Genomic DNA, 16,357 nt, shown 5'->3' on the forward strand with positions numbered 1-16,357 from the left:
AACCATCGAGGCAACCGAATGCAGGAACTACTTTGAAAACGCAGGATACGCTTCCGTCAAAACGTGAAACGCTCTAGCAAGCGCGACGTCAAGTGGGCGATCAGCTGGCGGACCGAACTCATTTCGCGCTTTGGCTTGAATGCTGGCGCTAAGCGAATGGGCATAGAGGCGCGCGAAGCCCCTGTGCTGCCGGCGCATAAACGCCGACTGGCCGAGCTGCCAGCATCGCTCGATTTCGGCAGTGATAGCCGGGTTAGTCCAGGTGGCGTAGCCCGCCGCCGTGTAGACAGCGATCTCGCCGCCATAGAGCCCGTCTTCCGCCACGAGGAAGTCTACACGGATGTAATCGAGATCGCCGGCGATGCGGGGCGCGAGCGAGATCGCCTCGCGGACATGGGCGAGCAGCCGCTCATTGACCGGCAGGGCCTGGTCCTCGCGAGGATAGTCCGGATCGCGGCCTGGCATAGGAACGGCATTGCGGTCGAACAGCAGCGACCGATCGGCTTGTGTATCCTCCACCCATACGTGGCAAATGATTCCACCGCAGACATGCACCTTGATGTCGGTGGCGACCGTGCCTCCGCACAGCACCAGCCGTTCTTCCACAAAAACTGCCGGCACGATCGGCCAATAGGACCATTCCCCGTCGCGCACACCGAAGCGCCGTTTAAGCCAGCGGTTTGTGCGATGGATGATGGCGGCGCGGTTGGGTAGCCCATCCGACACGAAGATGTTCATATCGCAGCCGTGATTGACCTTAACCACCAGGTCGCCATCCAGCAAAGCTTGCGGGATTGCAGCGGGGTCTGACCCGGACCACAGCGTTGCGGGAAGCTTCAAGCCGGGATCGGCGCCCCGCATATAGGCTTTTGCGGCGAGCTTGTCGGTCAACGTCACGAAGAGCGGGTTGCGGTCGACAAGTTTTCGCCAGAGCATGCGCTCATGGTAACTTTCAGGGACGGCGGGATTTGGCAGATAGCCAAGCCGCCGCACGAACCGCAGGATCAGGAACGGATGCCGGAGGGTAAGCCACGCGCGCGCGATCGCCAGGACAATGCGGCTGCCGCGCGAAACATCCGCCTTGGCGGTCATCCAGCAATACCTTGGCCCGTTGGCGTAGCCTCGCCCGGCAGTCTCGCCGGTCAAGCTTCTCCCTTGGCGTAGCGCAAATTACCGTCGCCTAATAGATTGGCCGCGACCGCAACGGATCTTTTGCCCCGGAAATGTCGAGGCCGCGAAGCAGCGGCTGATTATGGTCCGGCACGTGGAGAAGACCAGCCCTGACCAGACACCAGGGCCGATCCTCTCTCTTGCGATCTGCGGCGGTCAGATTTTCTTGATTTCCTTCCGCACGACCTTCTCGACATGGTGGTGGTGCCAATGGTGGTGATGCCAGTGACGGTGATGCCAGCGGTGGTGGCGGACCCAGTGACGATGGTGATGATGATGGTGATGCATCGTTCTCATCTGAGCCGCATCCGCGCTCGTCGCGCCGATGACGGGGACCGTCAAGGCAAGGGCAATTGCAAGGCCGAAGGCCGAAATAAGAGACTTGGTCATGGATCGTTTCCTTTTGGTGGGTGGGTTTGAACCGGATCGATAGTCCGATCGCCGCGCAGGAGATTAAGCTCCCGAATTTTTTCGCGAGTTTTTCCAGATTGTAGCTTTTCGTTTCTGGAGCGTGTCCGACGCAATCGCGCTGTTGCTGGTTATCGCGAAGAGCCGGCCCCTGGCCTACATTGGAGGGACCACGCCATTGTTCCCGACCACGACGCGGCTGGAACTCAACGTGCCGTCGCCCTGACGCTCGGCGTTGACGAACACGGTCGCGCCCGGCTTCAGATCGGCCTGTGTGGCGGTTGCAAATGTCACGACAGGCGTGTTGTCGGGAATCGCGATCTTCTTCGTCTGGCCATTGTCATAGGTCAGCGTGACCGCGCGCCCATTGATGTCGGTGACATCGGCGACGGTACCGTTGGTCATGCGGCTATTAGGCTGCAGGTCCCACGCACGATCACCTTCGCCTGTGCCCTTCAACGCCGCGGGGAAGATCACCACTTCCAGGGCGCCGCTGCCGCCATCGGCTTTCGGCACCGACGCGATGCCGAGGAAATCACCCGGCTTGATGTCCTTTATGGATGCATTGGCGACGCCGGAAACTTTCCAGCCGGCTGCGAGCTTGATCGCATCCAGACTGCCGTCGCGGGTCTTCACGGTCAACAGCGACCCATCGAAGCCAACGACAGTGCCGCGTACGCGCATGGCATCGGCTTGGGCTAACCCTGTTCCCGCGACCAGGAGAGCAAGGCCCAGAGCGACAGACGTCATCGGTTTCACTGTGTTTATCCTTCAAAAGGCTGGCCGGATCGAATGCCAGCGACAGTCAATCAACGCTCGAACCAGCAGAAACCGCGATCAATTCGGCCAGCTCCGAACTCAATTGAAATTGATCGAATTCCCGCATCACTCAGCCGGTCAATTGCTTGGCCTCCTTGGCGCGTTAAGTTTTTTGACGCCTGTTCTTCGCAAAACGGGCTTGCCGACCTGCGACCTGAGCGTGTTTATATCCGCGGCCATGAACCAATTTCCGGCACCGCCAAAAGTAACGAACCATGGTGTTCAATAATGAGCCTGGACTCCGTTCGTGCCTTCTTTGCCGCCCATGCGCCCGACATCGAGGTCATCGTGACGGAGGCGAGTTCGGCGACCGTGGCGCTGGCGGCCGAGGCCCATGGCGTGTTGCCGGCGCAGATTGCCAAGACGATCTGCCTGCGGGTTGGCGATCGCACCATGCTCGTCGTCACCAGCGGCATTGCCAGGTTAGACAACAGGAAATTCAAGGACCGGTTCGGTGGCAAGCCACGCATGCTCGATGCTGAAGAGGTTGTCGCCGCCACGAGCCATCCTGTCGGCGGCGTCTGCCCGTTCGGCCTGCCTGCGCCGCTCCCGGTTTTCTGCGATGTGTCGTTGCGCGAATTCGAGGAGGTCGTGCCCGCCGCCGGCGCGACCAATGCCGCTGTGCGGATCACGCCGCAGAGGATGGCCGAGCTCACCGGGGCGGAGTGGGTGGATGTGTGCCAGGGGTAGGGCGGCCCGCATTGCCGGGCTCGCCAGCATTGGCAAAGCAACGTATGGCGGTCGCCGAATTTCGGTTGACCGGAGCGGGGTTATCACGATACATCGCGACCGGTCCGGAGTGTAGCGCAGCCCGGTAGCGCACTTGACTGGGGGTCAAGGGGTCGTCGGTTCGAATCCGGCCACTCCGACCAACATAAACAAAGACTTTACCACTTCCCCCAGAGGTGGCTGTAGACCATTTGGTGTAGCCAGCCTCATCAGAAGGCCCGCTCTAAGCAAAGCCGTTGCTGACCAAATGAAGCTTGCCTGCCTACCTAAGTTCCCCCACGCTCAATACGCGTTTTCCGTATTCAGCAGGCGCAGCGGGGTCAGTAGCAGGATCTTGAGATCGAACAGCAGCGACCAGTTCTCGATGTAATAGAGGTCGAATTCCGTGCGCATGCGGATCTTCTCGTTGGTGTCCATCTCGCCACGCCAGCCATTGATCTGCGCCCAGCCGGTGACGCCGGGCTTGACCTTGTGGCGCGCGAAATAGCCATCGACCACTTCATTGTAGAGAAGATTGTGCGACTGCGCGGCGATTGCGTGCGGGCGCGGCCCTACAAGCGACAGTGAACCGAGCAGCGCGTTGAAGAACTGCGGCAGTTCGTCGATAGAGGTCTTGCGGATGAAGCGGCCGACGCGGGTGACGCGCGGGTCGTTCTTGGTCACGGTCTGCTTGGCTGTCGGGTCGGCCTTGTCGGTGTACATCGACCGGAACTTGTAGACCTCGATGACCTCGTTGTTGAAACCGTGCCGCTTCTGGTGGAACAGCACCGGTCCCTTGCTGTCCAGCTTGATGGCGATCGCCGTGGCCAGCATCACCGGCGAAAAGACCACGATCCCGATCAGGGAAAAGACGATGTCGAAGGCGCGCTTGGCGACCGAATCCCAGTCGTTGATGGGCTTGTCGAATATGTCGAGCATCGGCACCGAGCCGATGTAGGAATAGGCGCGCGGGCGGAACCGCAGCGCGTTGGAATGCGCCGATAGGCGGATGTCGACCGGTAGAACCCAAAGCTTCTTGAGCAACTGCAGAACGCGCGTTTCTGCAGTCACCGGCAGCGAGACGATCAGCATGTCTATGCGCGCGATGCGGGCGAATTCGATCAGTTCGGAAACGGTGCCGAGCTTGGGATAGCCGGCGACGATGGGCGGCGAGCGCTTGTCGCCGCGGTCATCGAAGATGCCGCAGATACGGATGTCGTTGTAGGGCTGCTTCTCGACGGAGCGGATCAGGATTTCCGCCGCCTTGCCGCCGCCGACGATGACGGCGCGGCGTTCCATGCGGCCGTCGCGCGCCCAGCGGCGAATCAGCCTCGACATCACCACTCTGAGACCAATGATGAGTGCGAAGCCGACGACAAACCAAGTGCCGAACACGAGACGCGAATAGTCGCCCGACATTTTCATGACGAACGCTGTCAGCGCCATGAGCGCGAAAGTGCCGGCCCAGACGACCAGGATCCGGCCAAGGCTGACGATCGGCCGCATCAGGGAGGGCAGCTGGTAGCAATCGGTGACGTCGAGCAGGAGCACGGCGAGGAAGGAGGCAGAGGCGATGGTCAGAGGATATTGCCAGGCAAGGTAGGTGAAGAAGCCGACATAATTGAAATAAACAAGCAGCCCGGACAGGAACAGCACGGCGAATTCGACAATACGAAGCACGCCGCTGACCATAATTGGCGACATCGTATCGCGCCTGTATTGTGAAGCGACCTGGCGGGCGACGTCATTCATGCCGCCGGGCGCTTCACCGCTGGCGGGCGTCTCAATTTTGCGCACTGCCTCCGATGAAAAGCGGCGCGCGGGATCGATCTCGTTCATGGGCTTTCCGCAAGCTTGCCCTCGATGTATAGCAAAAAGAGAGCTAAGAAAGCCTTTTAACAATGCGTGGCTTTGAAAAGGCTCAGAGATATTCGCCCGACGCAGCCAAATACGCGCCCCATGAGGCGCTCTATCGCAAAGATGATTGTCCCGGCTCTCGTGTTTCGGTCATGGCCCGGGCGCTCTCCGTGCGGCAGGTAGAGGCGGGCTACGCAAAACCTTGATACCCGCAACAATAGGCCGAACGGACGGCAGAGGCGCTACTCGGCGCCTGACCGTGCAATACGTCCGGCCACAATCCTTTTGATGATCCGATATTTGCCCAAGGCCGCCGCTGCACCGGCGTGGTGAGCGAAGCAATGAACGATCCTGCGGATACCCGCCACGCCTGGTCATTCAAAACAGGCGTTCGCGTACGTAGACCGTATCGCCCGGCAGAAGCGGATCGGACGTGATCACGCGGCCGGTCATTACCTTGCCGTTGATGTCGCGGGTGATGTCGACGCTTTCCTGGTTCGCCCGCGGTGTGAAGCCGCCGGCAATGGCGATCGCCTTCTGCACGGTCAGGCCGGCAACATAGGAATACTGGCCGGAGGCGCCGACTTCGCCCATGACGAAGATCGGTCGGTAGCGATCGATTTCGACCGACACGTCGGGATCGCGCAGGTAACCCTGTCGAAGTTTGTCGGCGATTTCCTTTTCCATCTGCTGCGCTGTGTGGCCGCGTGCTGGTATGGCGCCGACAAGCGGGAAGGAAAGATAGCCGGATTGGTCGACGCTGTAGGTGTTGGTCAACCCTTCCTGCTCGAACACGGTGACACGAATGCGGTCACCAGCGCCCAGCCGATAGGGCTGCTCGAGCACCTCGTGGAAGGCCGCAGGCGTCGGTCGGTAGCTGGAACAGCCTGCGAGCATCGAAACGGCAAGAAGCGCGCGAAGCAGGGAAGCAGTGCTTTTCATGACCGGACACGTACCTTCGGCTGGCCGCCGCTCGTCGCGGCAAACATCAGGGATCAAGGTCCGTTATCATCCTGTTAGGGTTAATGGCGGGTAAAGGGATGCCGAAGCCTCGTCGCGCTTATGGCCTCAACCAGTGGATTTTGTCGCCGCCATTCGGTCAAGCAAGCAGAGCCGTCACGCGAGCGCTGCCAAGATCTTTACGCCTGATTTACCATGTTTGTTTACGTTCGTACGACACAGTGCCGGAGTACGCATGCATGTCCGTTCAGTCCACGGCCGCAGATGTCGAAATCTACCCAAGGCCGCGCGTCGCACGCCTGGCGCGCAACTGGCTACGCATGCTGGTCATCGCCTTAGCGGTGGCAGGGGCGGCATTCGCCTTCTCCATGACGGCCGAGCGGCACTACAAGGCTGAAGCGCAGATCAAGATCGAGACAGGCGCATCCTTCAAGCAGGGGATCGCTACCGAGGTGCAGATCGTCTCGTCGAGCGACATCCTCAAGCAGGTTGCGCTCAAGCTCAACCTCGCGCAGCTGGCCGAATTCGACGACGCAACCAATATGTCCTCGCTCACCAAGCTGCTCGTTATTGCCGGCCTCAGGAGCGACCCGCAAGAAATACCGGCTGAAGAGCGCGTGCTCAATAAGATGCGCGACGTGCTCAATGTCCACGGCGTGGAAAAGACCGGCGTCATAGCCATCGAATTTTCCTCGCAGGACCCCGAGCTTGCCGAAGCCGTGCCGAATGCGATCGCTCAAGCCTATATCGCTACACGGGGCAGCGCCAAGATCCGTTCAAACTCTGCCGAGACCTCCTTTTTTGGCCCCGAGTACGCGAACCTGCAGCAGCAGGTAAAGGATGCCGAGGCCAAGGTCGCAAATTACCGGTCGCAATCCGACTCCGGGGTGGGCGCCGACAGCGCGGTTTTCGCCACGCAGCAGCTATCGGAATTGTCGAGTGAATTGCTGCGCGTGCGTGCCACCCGTGCGTCTGCGGAAGCAGGCGCCGACAGCGTGCGAAAGGCATTGCAGGGCGGCGGTTCTCTTGATGTGGTGCCCGAGCTCTCGTCTTCGGACCTGATCCAGCGTCTGCGCGGGCGGCGTGTCGAACTCAGGGCCAGCCTTGCCGACCTCTCCATCACCCTGCTGGACAATCATCCGCGTATCCGTGCGCTGAAGTCCCAGCTTGCAGATCTGGACGGCCAGATCCGCAACGAGGCTCAGAAGGTCATGAGGGGCCTGGCGATGCAGGCACAGACCGCGCAGGCGCGTGAGACCAAGCTCCTCGCCGACGTCAACACGCTCAAACCCGCGGCGGCGCGTGCCAGTGAGCAGCAGGTCGAACTTGACGCGCTGCAGCGCGACGCCAATGCCAGGCGCCGGCAGCTCGAAACCTATCAGGCCAGCTATCTTGCCGGGCAGTCAGGCAAAGAGGGCAGCTATCCTCCGGTCGACGTCCGCATCCTGTCCGAAGCCGAGGTGCCTTCAGAGCCCTATTTCCCGAAAGTGTTGCCGACCGTCGGCGCTGCCTTCGCCGGTTCCCTGCTGATCATGGCCATCGCGACCCTACTGCAACAGCTGTTTTCCGGACGAGCCATGCGGCCGGCAGCCGGCGCCCGCTTCGAGCGCATCGACGAGGTGGAGATGCCTGCGATCCGACAGGAACCGATTGTCGACACGTTCCAGGATCGCGCTGCCGACGGGACGGCGCCACCTGAACCGACCCTGCGGCCTGGGCCCTTTGAGGGGGGCGTTGCGGCTGCCGCGCCGATTCCGTCGGTTCAAACGGTCGCCAACGACCGATTTGCCGCGCACGCCGAGCCGGTGGCTCGGGACCAAACCGTGACTGCGCGCGAGCCGGTACATTCTGTCCTGGGTGAGATCGGCATAGAAAGCGCGGCTGAGAGACTGATCGCAAGCGGCACGGCCCGCGCCATATTCGTCTCGCCGGAAGGCGACGAGGCGGCTGCCTCGGCCGTGCTTGTGGCGCGTGAGGTCTCCGACGCGGGCCTGCGTGTGCTGCTGCTCGACCTCACTGCTGCGGGTGCGGCGTCGCGGCCTATGCTGGACGGCAGACTGTTCGCTGGCATCACCAACCTGCTCGCTTCGGAAGCCCAGTTCAGCGATGTCATCCACGCGGATCTCTATTCCGACTGCCACGTCATTCCCGTGGGCACCGCTGATCCGGTCCGCGCCATGCGCGCTGCCGATCGTCTGCCCATCATCATGCAATCGCTGGCTACCGCCTACGATCTGGTGGTGGTCGAATGCGGTCCCGCCGACGCGGCAGGCATCAGCCGTGTGACCGGCGATGCCACAGAGGTCTTCTTGTCCATGCTGGAACCCGACAAGGAGGTGGCGCAGGCCGCGCACCATCTGATCGAAAGCGGATATCCGGACCTGACATTGGTGACGCCGCGACGCCACCAGCAGCCTGGCTGGCCGGTGTATGGACGCCGAACCGCTGCGTAAACGTAACGATCAATCGGAACTTCAGCGCTTGGGTCGCTGTTCCAGCATCAGCCATTTGATGATGCCCATTGCCGGCAGCACCCACAGCAGGCCGCTAAGCAGGAAGAACAGAAAATGCACCCACGGCCCGGACTCTGACAGCCGGGCGACGGCGAAGATCGACGCCACCAGCGCATAGATGACGACCAGCGCCAACAGCAGGAATGTTCCGATCAGCTTTTTCAGGCGCATGGACATGTCGCGGTCTCTTTGATGGCTATGGCTTAGGCCGAACGGAAGACGCGCGCAACCCGGCGGACCCGGCGCGACGGCGTGCCGCGCTGCCTGGACTTGCCAGCAACGGTGCGTTGGTTCACCAATCCGCCAAACAAACGCCGGTACCAGACCATGGCTGCCATATCCCTTGCCGAGCCTTTCCTAGCCCGCGACCGCGACCTGCATAACCGGGCGCTGGTGCGAGGCTGGCTTTACATTGTGCTTCTTGTGCTGTTTGCGCTGGTGCTGGTCGGCGGCGCCACCAGACTCACAGATTCCGGCCTGTCGATTACGGAGTGGAAGCCGATCCACGGGGTGATCCCGCCGCTCAACGACGCCGAGTGGCAGGAGGAGTTCCAGCTCTATCAGCGCATTCCGCAATATGCCGAGCTCAACAAGGGCATGAGCCTTGCGGCGTTCAAGTCCATTTTCTGGTGGGAATGGGCGCACCGCGTCCTGGCTCGCAGCGTCGGAATGGTCTTTGCGTTGCCGCTGCTAGTGTTCTGGGCGACTCGCCGCATCGAGCGCGGGCTGGGGCCGAAACTGGTGGGCATTCTGCTGCTTGGCGGCCTGCAGGGCGCCATCGGCTGGTGGATGGTGGCGTCCGGGCTCGTCGATCGGGTCTCCGTGAGCCAGTATCGGCTCGCGACCCATCTTACGCTTGCCGCGTTGATCTTCACCGCCACGATGGTGGTGGCGCGCGGGCTGGCGCCGCATTCGGAACCTGCCGCGGATCGACCCACGCAGCGACTGGCCGGCGTCATCGTGCTTATGGCGCTGGTTCAAATCTATCTCGGGGGCCTGGTCGCCGGACTCGACGCCGGCTTGAGCTACAACACCTGGCCGTTGATGGACGGCAAGGTCATCCCGGCCGATCTCCTGCTGCTCGAGCCGGCGTGGCGAAATTTCTTCGAGAATCCAAAGACGGTGCAGTTCGTCCATCGGCTCGGCGCCTATACGGTGTTCATCCTCGCCTTGTGGCACATGATCGCGACCCATCGGCGGCAGCCGGGTTCGACCCATACGCGGCGCGCGACGCTGCTCTTCCTGGCCGTGGCAGCGCAGGCGTCGATCGGCATCGCGACGCTGCTGATGCATGTGCCCCTACACCTGGCGCTGACGCATCAGGCATTCGCCCTTGTCCTGCTTGGATTTGCGGCAGCGCATTGGCGTGGCACGAAGGGTGCTTATCCCTTGCCACATGGCATCGCGCTTCGGAACTAATCCGACGGTTAGAGCAAGAACTCGCCCGACCGCGCGCTGACCTCGCAGCGCGCGTGAAATGCTTCGTGCATCAGAGGCCGAGCATCAGGTCCATGTTCTGGACGGCGGCGCCCGAGGCGCCCTTGCCGAGATTGTCGTAGACCGCCACCAGCAAGGCCTGGGCGCGCTTGTCGTTGGCGAAGACATAGACCTTCATGCGGTTGGTGCCGTTGTAGATCTCAGGGTTGATCTCCGGCACGCGCTCGAGATTCGCATAGGGGGCGACTTCAACCACACCGCCCTTGATGGCCGCGAAATGGTCGGCGATCGCGGCGTGCAGTTCCGCGCCGGTCGGCACATGGTCGAGACCGCCGAGCTGCAGCGGCACCACCGTGATCATGCCCTGCGCGAAATTGCCGACCGCCGGCTGCATGATCGGATCATGCGACAATTTCGAATAGGCGCGGAGTTCCGGCACGTGCTTGTGCTGTAAGGTGAGGCCGTAGGGCAGGAATTCGGAGGCATCTTCGCCCTTGGCGACATAATCCTCGATCATCGGCCGTCCGCCGCCCGAATAGCCGGTAATGCCGTTGACGGTGATGGGGAAGTCCGGCGGTAACAGGCCCGATGCGACCAGCGGGCGCAGCGTTGCGATTGGCCCTTGCGGCCAGCAGCCGGGGTTTGCCACGCGCTTGGCCGAGGCGATCGTCCTCGGCTGTTCCTTGTCCATCTCGGGAAAGCCGTAGGCCCAGCCGTCCGCCACGCGATGCGCCGTCGACGCGTCGATGACCTTGGTGTTGTCGTTGGAGATCAGCGACACGCTTTCAATGGCGGCGTCATCGGGCAGGCACAGGATGGCGACGTCAGCGGCGTTGAGGAATTCGGAACGCGCCGCCGTTTCCTTGCGACGTTCGGTTGGTATCGAAATGATCTCCAGATCGCCGCGCTCGGCAAGCAGTGTCCGGATCTGCAGGCCAGTGGTGCCGTGCTCGCCATCGATGAAGATTTTCGGTTTCATGGATCGATCAAATTCCCTGATATTTCATGACTATATGCCGTGACCGTGATTCATCGCGGCAGCACTGTGACCGCCATTGCTCAGCTCCTGTTGCCGCGCTTTTCGCTCGGCCAGCAGGCCCAGATATTGCATGGCCACCATGGAGCCGGCGATTGCCGTTATATCGGCGTGATCATAGGCTGGCGCAACCTCCACGACATCGGCGCCGACAATATCGATCTGGGTAAGCTGCCGCAGCGTCGAGAGGATCTTCGCCGAGGATGGCCCGCCGGCAACCGGGGTGCCGGTGCCTGGCGCATAGGCCGGATCGAGGCAGTCTATGTCGAAGGTAAGATAGGTCTTCTTGCCTCCGGTGCGGTCGACGATGGCGTAGGCGATGTCCGACGCCCGCATCTCCTCGATTTCGTGGCCATGCAGGATCTTGATGCCGAACGTGTCGGGCGCGTGGGTACGGATGCCGATCTGGATCGACCGGTCGGGATCGATGATGCCTTCCTTCACCGCGCGGCCGACGAACGAGCCGTGGTCGATGCGCTTGCCATCGTCGGGCCAGGTATCCTGGTGGGCGTCGAACTGCACAAGGGCGAGGGGGCCGTGGATGGCGGCATGCGCCTTCAGCAACGGCCAGGTCACGAAATGGTCGCCGCCGAGCGTCAGCAGGAAAGCGCCGGACTTAAGAATATCGGCTGCCTCCCGTTCAATCGTGCCCGGCGTCTTCTGATGGTTTCCCGAATCGAGCAGGCAGTCGCCATAGTCAACCACGGCCAGATGCTCGAACAGATCGCGCGAGAACGGATATTGCGGGTCGTTGTCGAGGATCGCCGAGGCGCGGCGAATCGCCTGCGGTCCGAAACGGGCGCCGGGCCGGTTCGTGACGGCCGCGTCGAAGGGGATGCCCCACACGACCGCGTCGGCGCCCTTCACGTCCTTGGTGTATTTGCGCCGCATGAATGACAGCGCGCCCGAATAGGTCGGCTCGAAGGCGGCGCCAGTCATGGAGCCGGCGGTGAAGGCATGGTCGATGGTGGTGTTCGCCATTACGGATCCTCGCTGTTCATCGGGGTGCAACAACTACAGAACCGGCACGGAAGATGCCAGTCACGGCTTGGGGAGACGAGAACGCGCCGCTCGGGTGCCACGGCAGAACAGGATTTGTGCCATCATGACGCAGACGGCGTTTCTTAATCCCGCTCGGGCCCTGGTGTCGACCCGCGACGGCACGATTGCCGGCCAACGCTTTCTCGTTCTCGATTCCTGGCGCGGCATCTGCGCTCTTCTAGTGGCGCTGTTCCATTTTCCGACCGGTTCGACGGTGTCGCAAAGCGCCTTCATTGGTTCGTCCTATCTCTTCGTCGACTTCTTCTTCGTCCTCTCGGGTTTCGTCATTGCCAGCAGCTACGGCGGCCGGCTGAACCAGCCGGAGGACGTCGCGCGCTTCGCGCTGGTTCGCTTCGGCCGCATCTATCCTCTTCATCTCTTCATGCTTGCCGCTTTTGCCGGCTTCGAACTGCTGCGGCTGCTGCTGCCGCAACTGCATGGGACCGGAGCCGCACCCTTTACGGGCGGTTTCGACATCAAGAGCCTGCTTACCAATCTGCTCCTGCTGCAGGGTGTCGGTTTCGAGGACCAGCTGACCTGGAATGCGCCGAGCTGGAGCATTTCGGCCGAGTTCTTCGCCTATCTGCTGTTTGCGGGCGTTGTGTATGTCGCTGGGGCTCGCGCTTGGGTTTGGTTCCTTGCATCAGCCGTCACCGCACCGCTCTTCCTGCTCGGCTTCTCGACCCACTATATGGATGTGTCCTTCGATTTCGGCTTCATCCGCTGCCTGTACGGTTTCTCGCTCGGCGCATTGCTTGCTTGGTTCCACCGTGATTCCATTGCAGCAGCGCGACAGGCGCTGGCTGGCGGGCCGCGCTTATTTTGGACCCTTGCCGAGATCGTCATGATGGCGGTCATCTTCCTGTTCGTCTCGACGGCGGGCGACAACGACTTCGGCATCGCGGCGCCGTTGATATTCGCCTTGGCGCTGTTTCTTTTCGCTCATGAAGGCGGCTGGATCAGCGCCTTGCTTCGGAGCCCGTTCATGCTGACGCTTGGTTCGCTGTCCTATTCGATCTACATGGTCCACATCTTCGTCCAGGCGCGGCTGATCAACGTCGCCGGGCTCATCGAGCGCAAGCTCGGCTTCGGCCTGATCGGCGACTTCGTGCTGCGTGGACAGCAGGCGACGGGTTTTACCGATGGCACGATCGGAGCAGGCGCAATCATCGTCATGCTCGTCGCCACGATCGCCGCCTCCTGGGTCACCTGGCGCTTTGTCGAAATGCCTGCGATCGCCTGGTTCCGCCGGTTGTCGAAACGCATCTGATGCCATCTCTCCCGACAAGCAGCTAGCCGGCTTCGTTCACTGTCCTGTCACTGATGTCGCCTATCCGGGTCTCGATCCGGCAAGGAGCGATTCTCAATGCGGACCATCAGGCTGGGCCTTCTGATTTCCTCCATGCTGGCGGCGCTCTGCAGTCAGTCGTTTGCCGCCGAAACACGCGCCCGGCAGATCCTCGATCGGTTCGAGCATGCCAACCAGTGGCGCGACCACATCATGGTGGCCGCCCATCGGGCCGGGAGCATGCAGGCGGCCAAAACGCTCTACGCGGAAAACTCGATCGCTTCGGTGGAAGGCTCGATTGCCCTCGGCGTCGAAATCGTCGAGGTCGACATCAGGCGCACGAAGGACGGAGAGTTCGTCGTCATGCACGACAGTTGGCTCGACCGCACCACCACCTGCAAGGGCGAGGTCATCGCCTACACGCTGGCCAAGCTGAGATCCTGCCGGCTGGTGGTTGAAGGCACCGGCGCCGTCACCGGCGAGACGGTTTCGACGCTGCGCGAGATGCTGATCGCGACCCGCGACAGGATCCTTATCAATCTCGACAACAAGCTCGAACTCGGCGACCTCGCCGGCATGATCGCAGTGGCGCGCCATCTCGGCATGGCCGAGCAGGTCATCGTCAAGGAGAACCTGTGGAATCAGAACAGGATTTCCACGGTCAAGGCCGCCATGGATTCCATATCCGGCGGCTTTCAGTTCATGCCTATCATCGCCGACGATGCCGTTCATGATTCCGGCTTCGCCAACATTGTCGACCATGCCTTCTCGCCACGGGCGATCGAACTGATCAACTGGCGGGACGGTGCCCAGAGATTGACCGAGACCGGCGGCCCGCTGTTCAGCACGCACATGCGCGCAGCCGCGGTGCGCGGCGATTGGCATATCTGGGCCGACACTTACGCCATCGTCAACAAGCCGGGCGGCTTCCTCGCCGGCAGCCGTGGTGACGAACTGGCGGTCAAGGCGAGCCTGCCCGCCGAAGCCTGGGGCTTCTGGGCCGAACGCGGCGTCACCATCATCCAGACCGACGAGCCGAAGGCAGCGATCGAATGGCTGTCGGAGAACGGCTACCGTGTGCCTTACGCCGTCCAGGCGCGGCCGGCCGAGCCCGCCAAAACGGCGAGCATCAACTAGGAACGCGGTCGCTGGCGCTACGGCCAGCCCCGCCGAAGCGCGCGGTCGCTGGGCGTTCTCACGTCGCCTCCGCGACCCCATCCAGTTCACCGAGTACGTCCGCCGACAGCCGCAACTCGGCCGCCGCGAGGTTTTCCCGCAAATGCTCAACCGAGGAAGTGCCTGGGATCAGCAGGATATTGGGTGAGCGCTGGAGCAGCCAGGCAAGCGCCACCTGCATGGGCGTGGCGTCGAGGCGCGAAGCCACCGCCGAGAGAGTGGACGATTGCAGCGGGTTGAAGCCGCCGAGCGGGAAGAACGGGACATAGGCGATGCCGTCGCGGGAGAGGTCGTCGATCAGGGCGTCATCACCGCGATGCGCCAGATTGTACTGGTTCTGCACGCAGACGATCTCGGCGATAGCGCGTCCTTCCGCGACCTGCGTTGGTGTCACATTGCTCAGCCCGATATGCCTTACGAGGCCCTGTCGCTGCAGTTCGGCCAGAGCGGTGAGCGGTGCCTCGATGGATCCCTCGGCGGGGCCATGGACGTCGAACATGACCCGCAGATTGACGACGTCAAGCACGTCGAGTCCGAGATTGCGCAGATTGTCGTGCACCGCCTCGCTGAGCGCTTCGGGGGAAAAGGCAGGCAGCCACGATCCATCCGGGCCACGAACGGCGCCGATCTTGGTGACGATGACGAGATCTTGGGGGTAGGGCGCCAACGCCTCGCGAATGAGCCGATTGGTTAAATGCGGCCCATAAAAGTCGCTGGTGTCGATATGGTCGACGCCTTGCGCAATCGCCTCGCGCAGCACGGACAAGGCCGCGCCATGGTCCTTGGGTGGCCCGAAGACCCCCGGTCCGGCGAGTTGCATAGCGCCGTAGCCAAGCCGTTTCACCGTGTGACTGCCAAGAGTGTATGTGCCGGACTTCTGGACGTTGGACATGATTGATCTCCTTTGAGGAGATGAAGATAGGCGCTGCCGAGCGCATGATAATCTGCTACAATTCAAACAGGCTGTGCGGAATTGCGAACAATGATTGATCTCGGCGATCTGAACGCATTCGTGACGGTGGCGCGTGCCGGGGGCTTTCGCGATGGCGCGCGCGCGAGCGGAGGCAGTGCCTCCGGCCTGAGCGAGGCGGTGCGGCGCCTTGAGGCGCAACTCGGCATCAGGCTGTTCAACCGCACGACGCGCAGCGTGGTGCCGACCGAGGCTGGCCTCAGCCTGCTCGGCCGGCTGGGGCCGGCGCTGTCGGAGGTGGAAGCTGCACTCGACGTGGTGAATGGCTTTCGCGACAGGCCCGCGGGCTCGCTGCGCCTCAATGTCCCGGTCAGCGCCGCGCGGCTGATATTGCCCAGTATCATCCCCGGCTTCCTCGCCGCCTATCCGGGTATCCGCCTCGAAGTGATCGCCGAAGAGGACTTTGTCGACGTGCTGGCGGCCGGATGCGACGCCGGCATCCGCTATGATGAGAGGCTGGAGCAGGACATGATCGCTGTGCCGATCGGGCCGCGCCTCCAGCATTTCGCCACCGCCGCCAGCCCCGCCTATCTCGATCGCCATGGGCGGCCCGAACACCCGAGCGACCTGCTTTCCCACTCTTGCCTGCGCGGCCGGTTTGCCAGCGGTTCGATGCCGCCGTGGGAGTTCGAACGGGACGGAGAGGTGGTTCGGGTCGATCCGCCGGGGCCGCTGATCGTGCGAATCGGCGGGGCCGTCGACCTTGCGGTCGACGCCGCCATAGCCGGCACCGGCATCGTTGGCCTGTTCGAGGCTTGGCTTCGTCCACACTTCGAGAGCGGAGCCCTCGAGCCGGTGCTCGAACGGTGGTGGCAGAGCTTCTCCGGCCCCTTCCTCTACTATCCCGGCCGCCGGCTGGTGCCTGCCCCGCTGCGGGCGTTCATCGATTTCATCAAATCAGGCAAATCCTGACATTGTCAGGCTGCACAAACAGAAAGGCCGCCCGGAGGCGGCCTTTCGATGAAAGCAAAATG

15 protein-coding genes and 1 tRNA gene are annotated in these 16,357 nt (G+C 62.3%); 7 read left to right on the forward strand and 9 right to left on the reverse strand.

What is annotated here, in order from left to right:
• Positions 1 to 27: 27 nt before the first annotated feature.
• The 3 genes from LB513_RS13285 to LB513_RS13295 all read right to left on the reverse strand — a co-directional run bounded on the left by LB513_RS13285 (position 28) and on the right by LB513_RS13295 (position 2,328).
• On the reverse strand, positions 28 to 1,092 hold the full coding sequence (locus LB513_RS13285) for an ATP-grasp fold amidoligase family protein (RefSeq protein ID WP_224663973.1): 1,065 nt from the start codon (positions 1,090 to 1,092) through the stop codon (positions 28 to 30).
• A gap of 234 nt (positions 1,093 to 1,326) precedes the next feature.
• Entirely contained in the window at positions 1,327 to 1,560 is a 234-nt protein-coding gene (locus LB513_RS13290; protein ID WP_224663974.1) for a hypothetical protein, read from the reverse strand.
• Between the two features lie 174 nt (positions 1,561 to 1,734).
• Positions 1,735 to 2,328 carry a hypothetical protein gene (locus LB513_RS13295; protein WP_224664245.1) on the reverse strand — a complete coding sequence of 198 codons (594 nt, stop codon included), beginning with the start codon at positions 2,326 to 2,328 and terminating at the stop codon, positions 1,735 to 1,737.
• Between the two features lie 297 nt (positions 2,329 to 2,625).
• Here LB513_RS13295 and LB513_RS13300 point away from each other — a divergent pair, with 297 nt between their 5' ends.
• Entirely contained in the window at positions 2,626 to 3,087 is a 462-nt protein-coding gene (locus tag LB513_RS13300) for a YbaK/EbsC family protein (protein WP_224663975.1), read from the forward strand.
• Positions 3,088 to 3,192: 105 nt separating this feature from the next.
• Positions 3,193 to 3,269: transfer RNA gene (locus LB513_RS13305), tRNA-Pro, on the forward strand.
• Positions 3,270 to 3,408: 139 nt separating this feature from the next.
• On the opposite strand, the gene LB513_RS13310 is transcribed toward LB513_RS13305, so the two are convergent.
• Positions 3,409 to 4,944, reverse strand: coding sequence for an undecaprenyl-phosphate glucose phosphotransferase (locus tag LB513_RS13310; RefSeq protein ID WP_224663976.1), 1,536 nt, complete (start codon positions 4,942 to 4,944; stop codon positions 3,409 to 3,411).
• Between the two features lie 396 nt (positions 4,945 to 5,340).
• The gene (locus tag LB513_RS13315) at positions 5,341 to 5,904 is read right to left on the reverse strand and encodes a polysaccharide biosynthesis/export family protein (RefSeq protein ID WP_224663977.1); all 564 of its coding nucleotides are present in this window, start codon (positions 5,902 to 5,904) and stop codon (positions 5,341 to 5,343) included.
• A gap of 257 nt (positions 5,905 to 6,161) precedes the next feature.
• Between LB513_RS13315 and LB513_RS13320 the strand changes: the two genes are divergently transcribed.
• A complete protein-coding gene (locus LB513_RS13320) occupies positions 6,162 to 8,375 on the forward strand; it encodes a GumC family protein (protein WP_224663978.1) in 2,214 nt (737 codons plus the stop codon).
• 21 nt (positions 8,376 to 8,396) lie between these two features.
• Here the strand turns inward: LB513_RS13320 and LB513_RS13325 are convergent, their stop codons facing one another.
• Complete coding sequence (locus LB513_RS13325) at positions 8,397 to 8,612, reverse strand: DUF2842 domain-containing protein (RefSeq protein ID WP_224663979.1); 216 nt, start codon at positions 8,610 to 8,612, stop codon at positions 8,397 to 8,399.
• Between the two features lie 150 nt (positions 8,613 to 8,762).
• Here LB513_RS13325 and LB513_RS13330 point away from each other — a divergent pair, with 150 nt between their 5' ends.
• Positions 8,763 to 9,854: a COX15/CtaA family protein gene (locus tag LB513_RS13330; protein WP_224663980.1), complete on the forward strand. Its 1,092-nt coding sequence runs from the start codon at positions 8,763 to 8,765 to the stop codon at positions 9,852 to 9,854.
• A 70-nt stretch (positions 9,855 to 9,924) separates the two neighbouring features.
• Here the strand turns inward: LB513_RS13330 and argC are convergent, their stop codons facing one another.
• Positions 9,925 to 10,851 (reverse strand): N-acetyl-gamma-glutamyl-phosphate reductase, encoded by a 927-nt coding sequence (gene argC / locus LB513_RS13335; RefSeq protein ID WP_224663981.1) that lies wholly within the window; start codon positions 10,849 to 10,851, stop codon positions 9,925 to 9,927.
• 30 nt (positions 10,852 to 10,881) lie between these two features.
• Positions 10,882 to 11,889, reverse strand: coding sequence for an agmatinase (speB, locus tag LB513_RS13340; RefSeq protein WP_224663982.1), 1,008 nt, complete (start codon positions 11,887 to 11,889; stop codon positions 10,882 to 10,884).
• A 124-nt stretch (positions 11,890 to 12,013) separates the two neighbouring features.
• Here speB and LB513_RS13345 point away from each other — a divergent pair, with 124 nt between their 5' ends.
• Complete coding sequence (locus LB513_RS13345; RefSeq protein ID WP_224663983.1) at positions 12,014 to 13,219, forward strand: acyltransferase family protein; 1,206 nt, start codon at positions 12,014 to 12,016, stop codon at positions 13,217 to 13,219.
• A 96-nt stretch (positions 13,220 to 13,315) separates the two neighbouring features.
• Positions 13,316 to 14,374 (forward strand): glycerophosphodiester phosphodiesterase family protein, encoded by a 1,059-nt coding sequence (locus tag LB513_RS13350; protein WP_224663984.1) that lies wholly within the window; start codon positions 13,316 to 13,318, stop codon positions 14,372 to 14,374.
• Positions 14,375 to 14,432: 58 nt separating this feature from the next.
• Here LB513_RS13350 and LB513_RS13355 read toward each other — a convergent pair whose 3' ends face one another.
• Complete coding sequence (locus LB513_RS13355) at positions 14,433 to 15,305, reverse strand: aldo/keto reductase family oxidoreductase (protein ID WP_224663985.1); 873 nt, start codon at positions 15,303 to 15,305, stop codon at positions 14,433 to 14,435.
• A 90-nt stretch (positions 15,306 to 15,395) separates the two neighbouring features.
• Between LB513_RS13355 and LB513_RS13360 the strand changes: the two genes are divergently transcribed.
• Positions 15,396 to 16,295, forward strand: coding sequence for a LysR family transcriptional regulator (locus LB513_RS13360; protein WP_224663986.1), 900 nt, complete (start codon positions 15,396 to 15,398; stop codon positions 16,293 to 16,295).
• Positions 16,296 to 16,357: the final 62 nt, after the last annotated feature.

It is taken from the genome of Mesorhizobium sp. ES1-1 (assembly GCF_020164785.1).
In the GTDB taxonomy this organism is placed as follows: domain Bacteria; phylum Pseudomonadota; class Alphaproteobacteria; order Rhizobiales; family Rhizobiaceae; genus Mesorhizobium.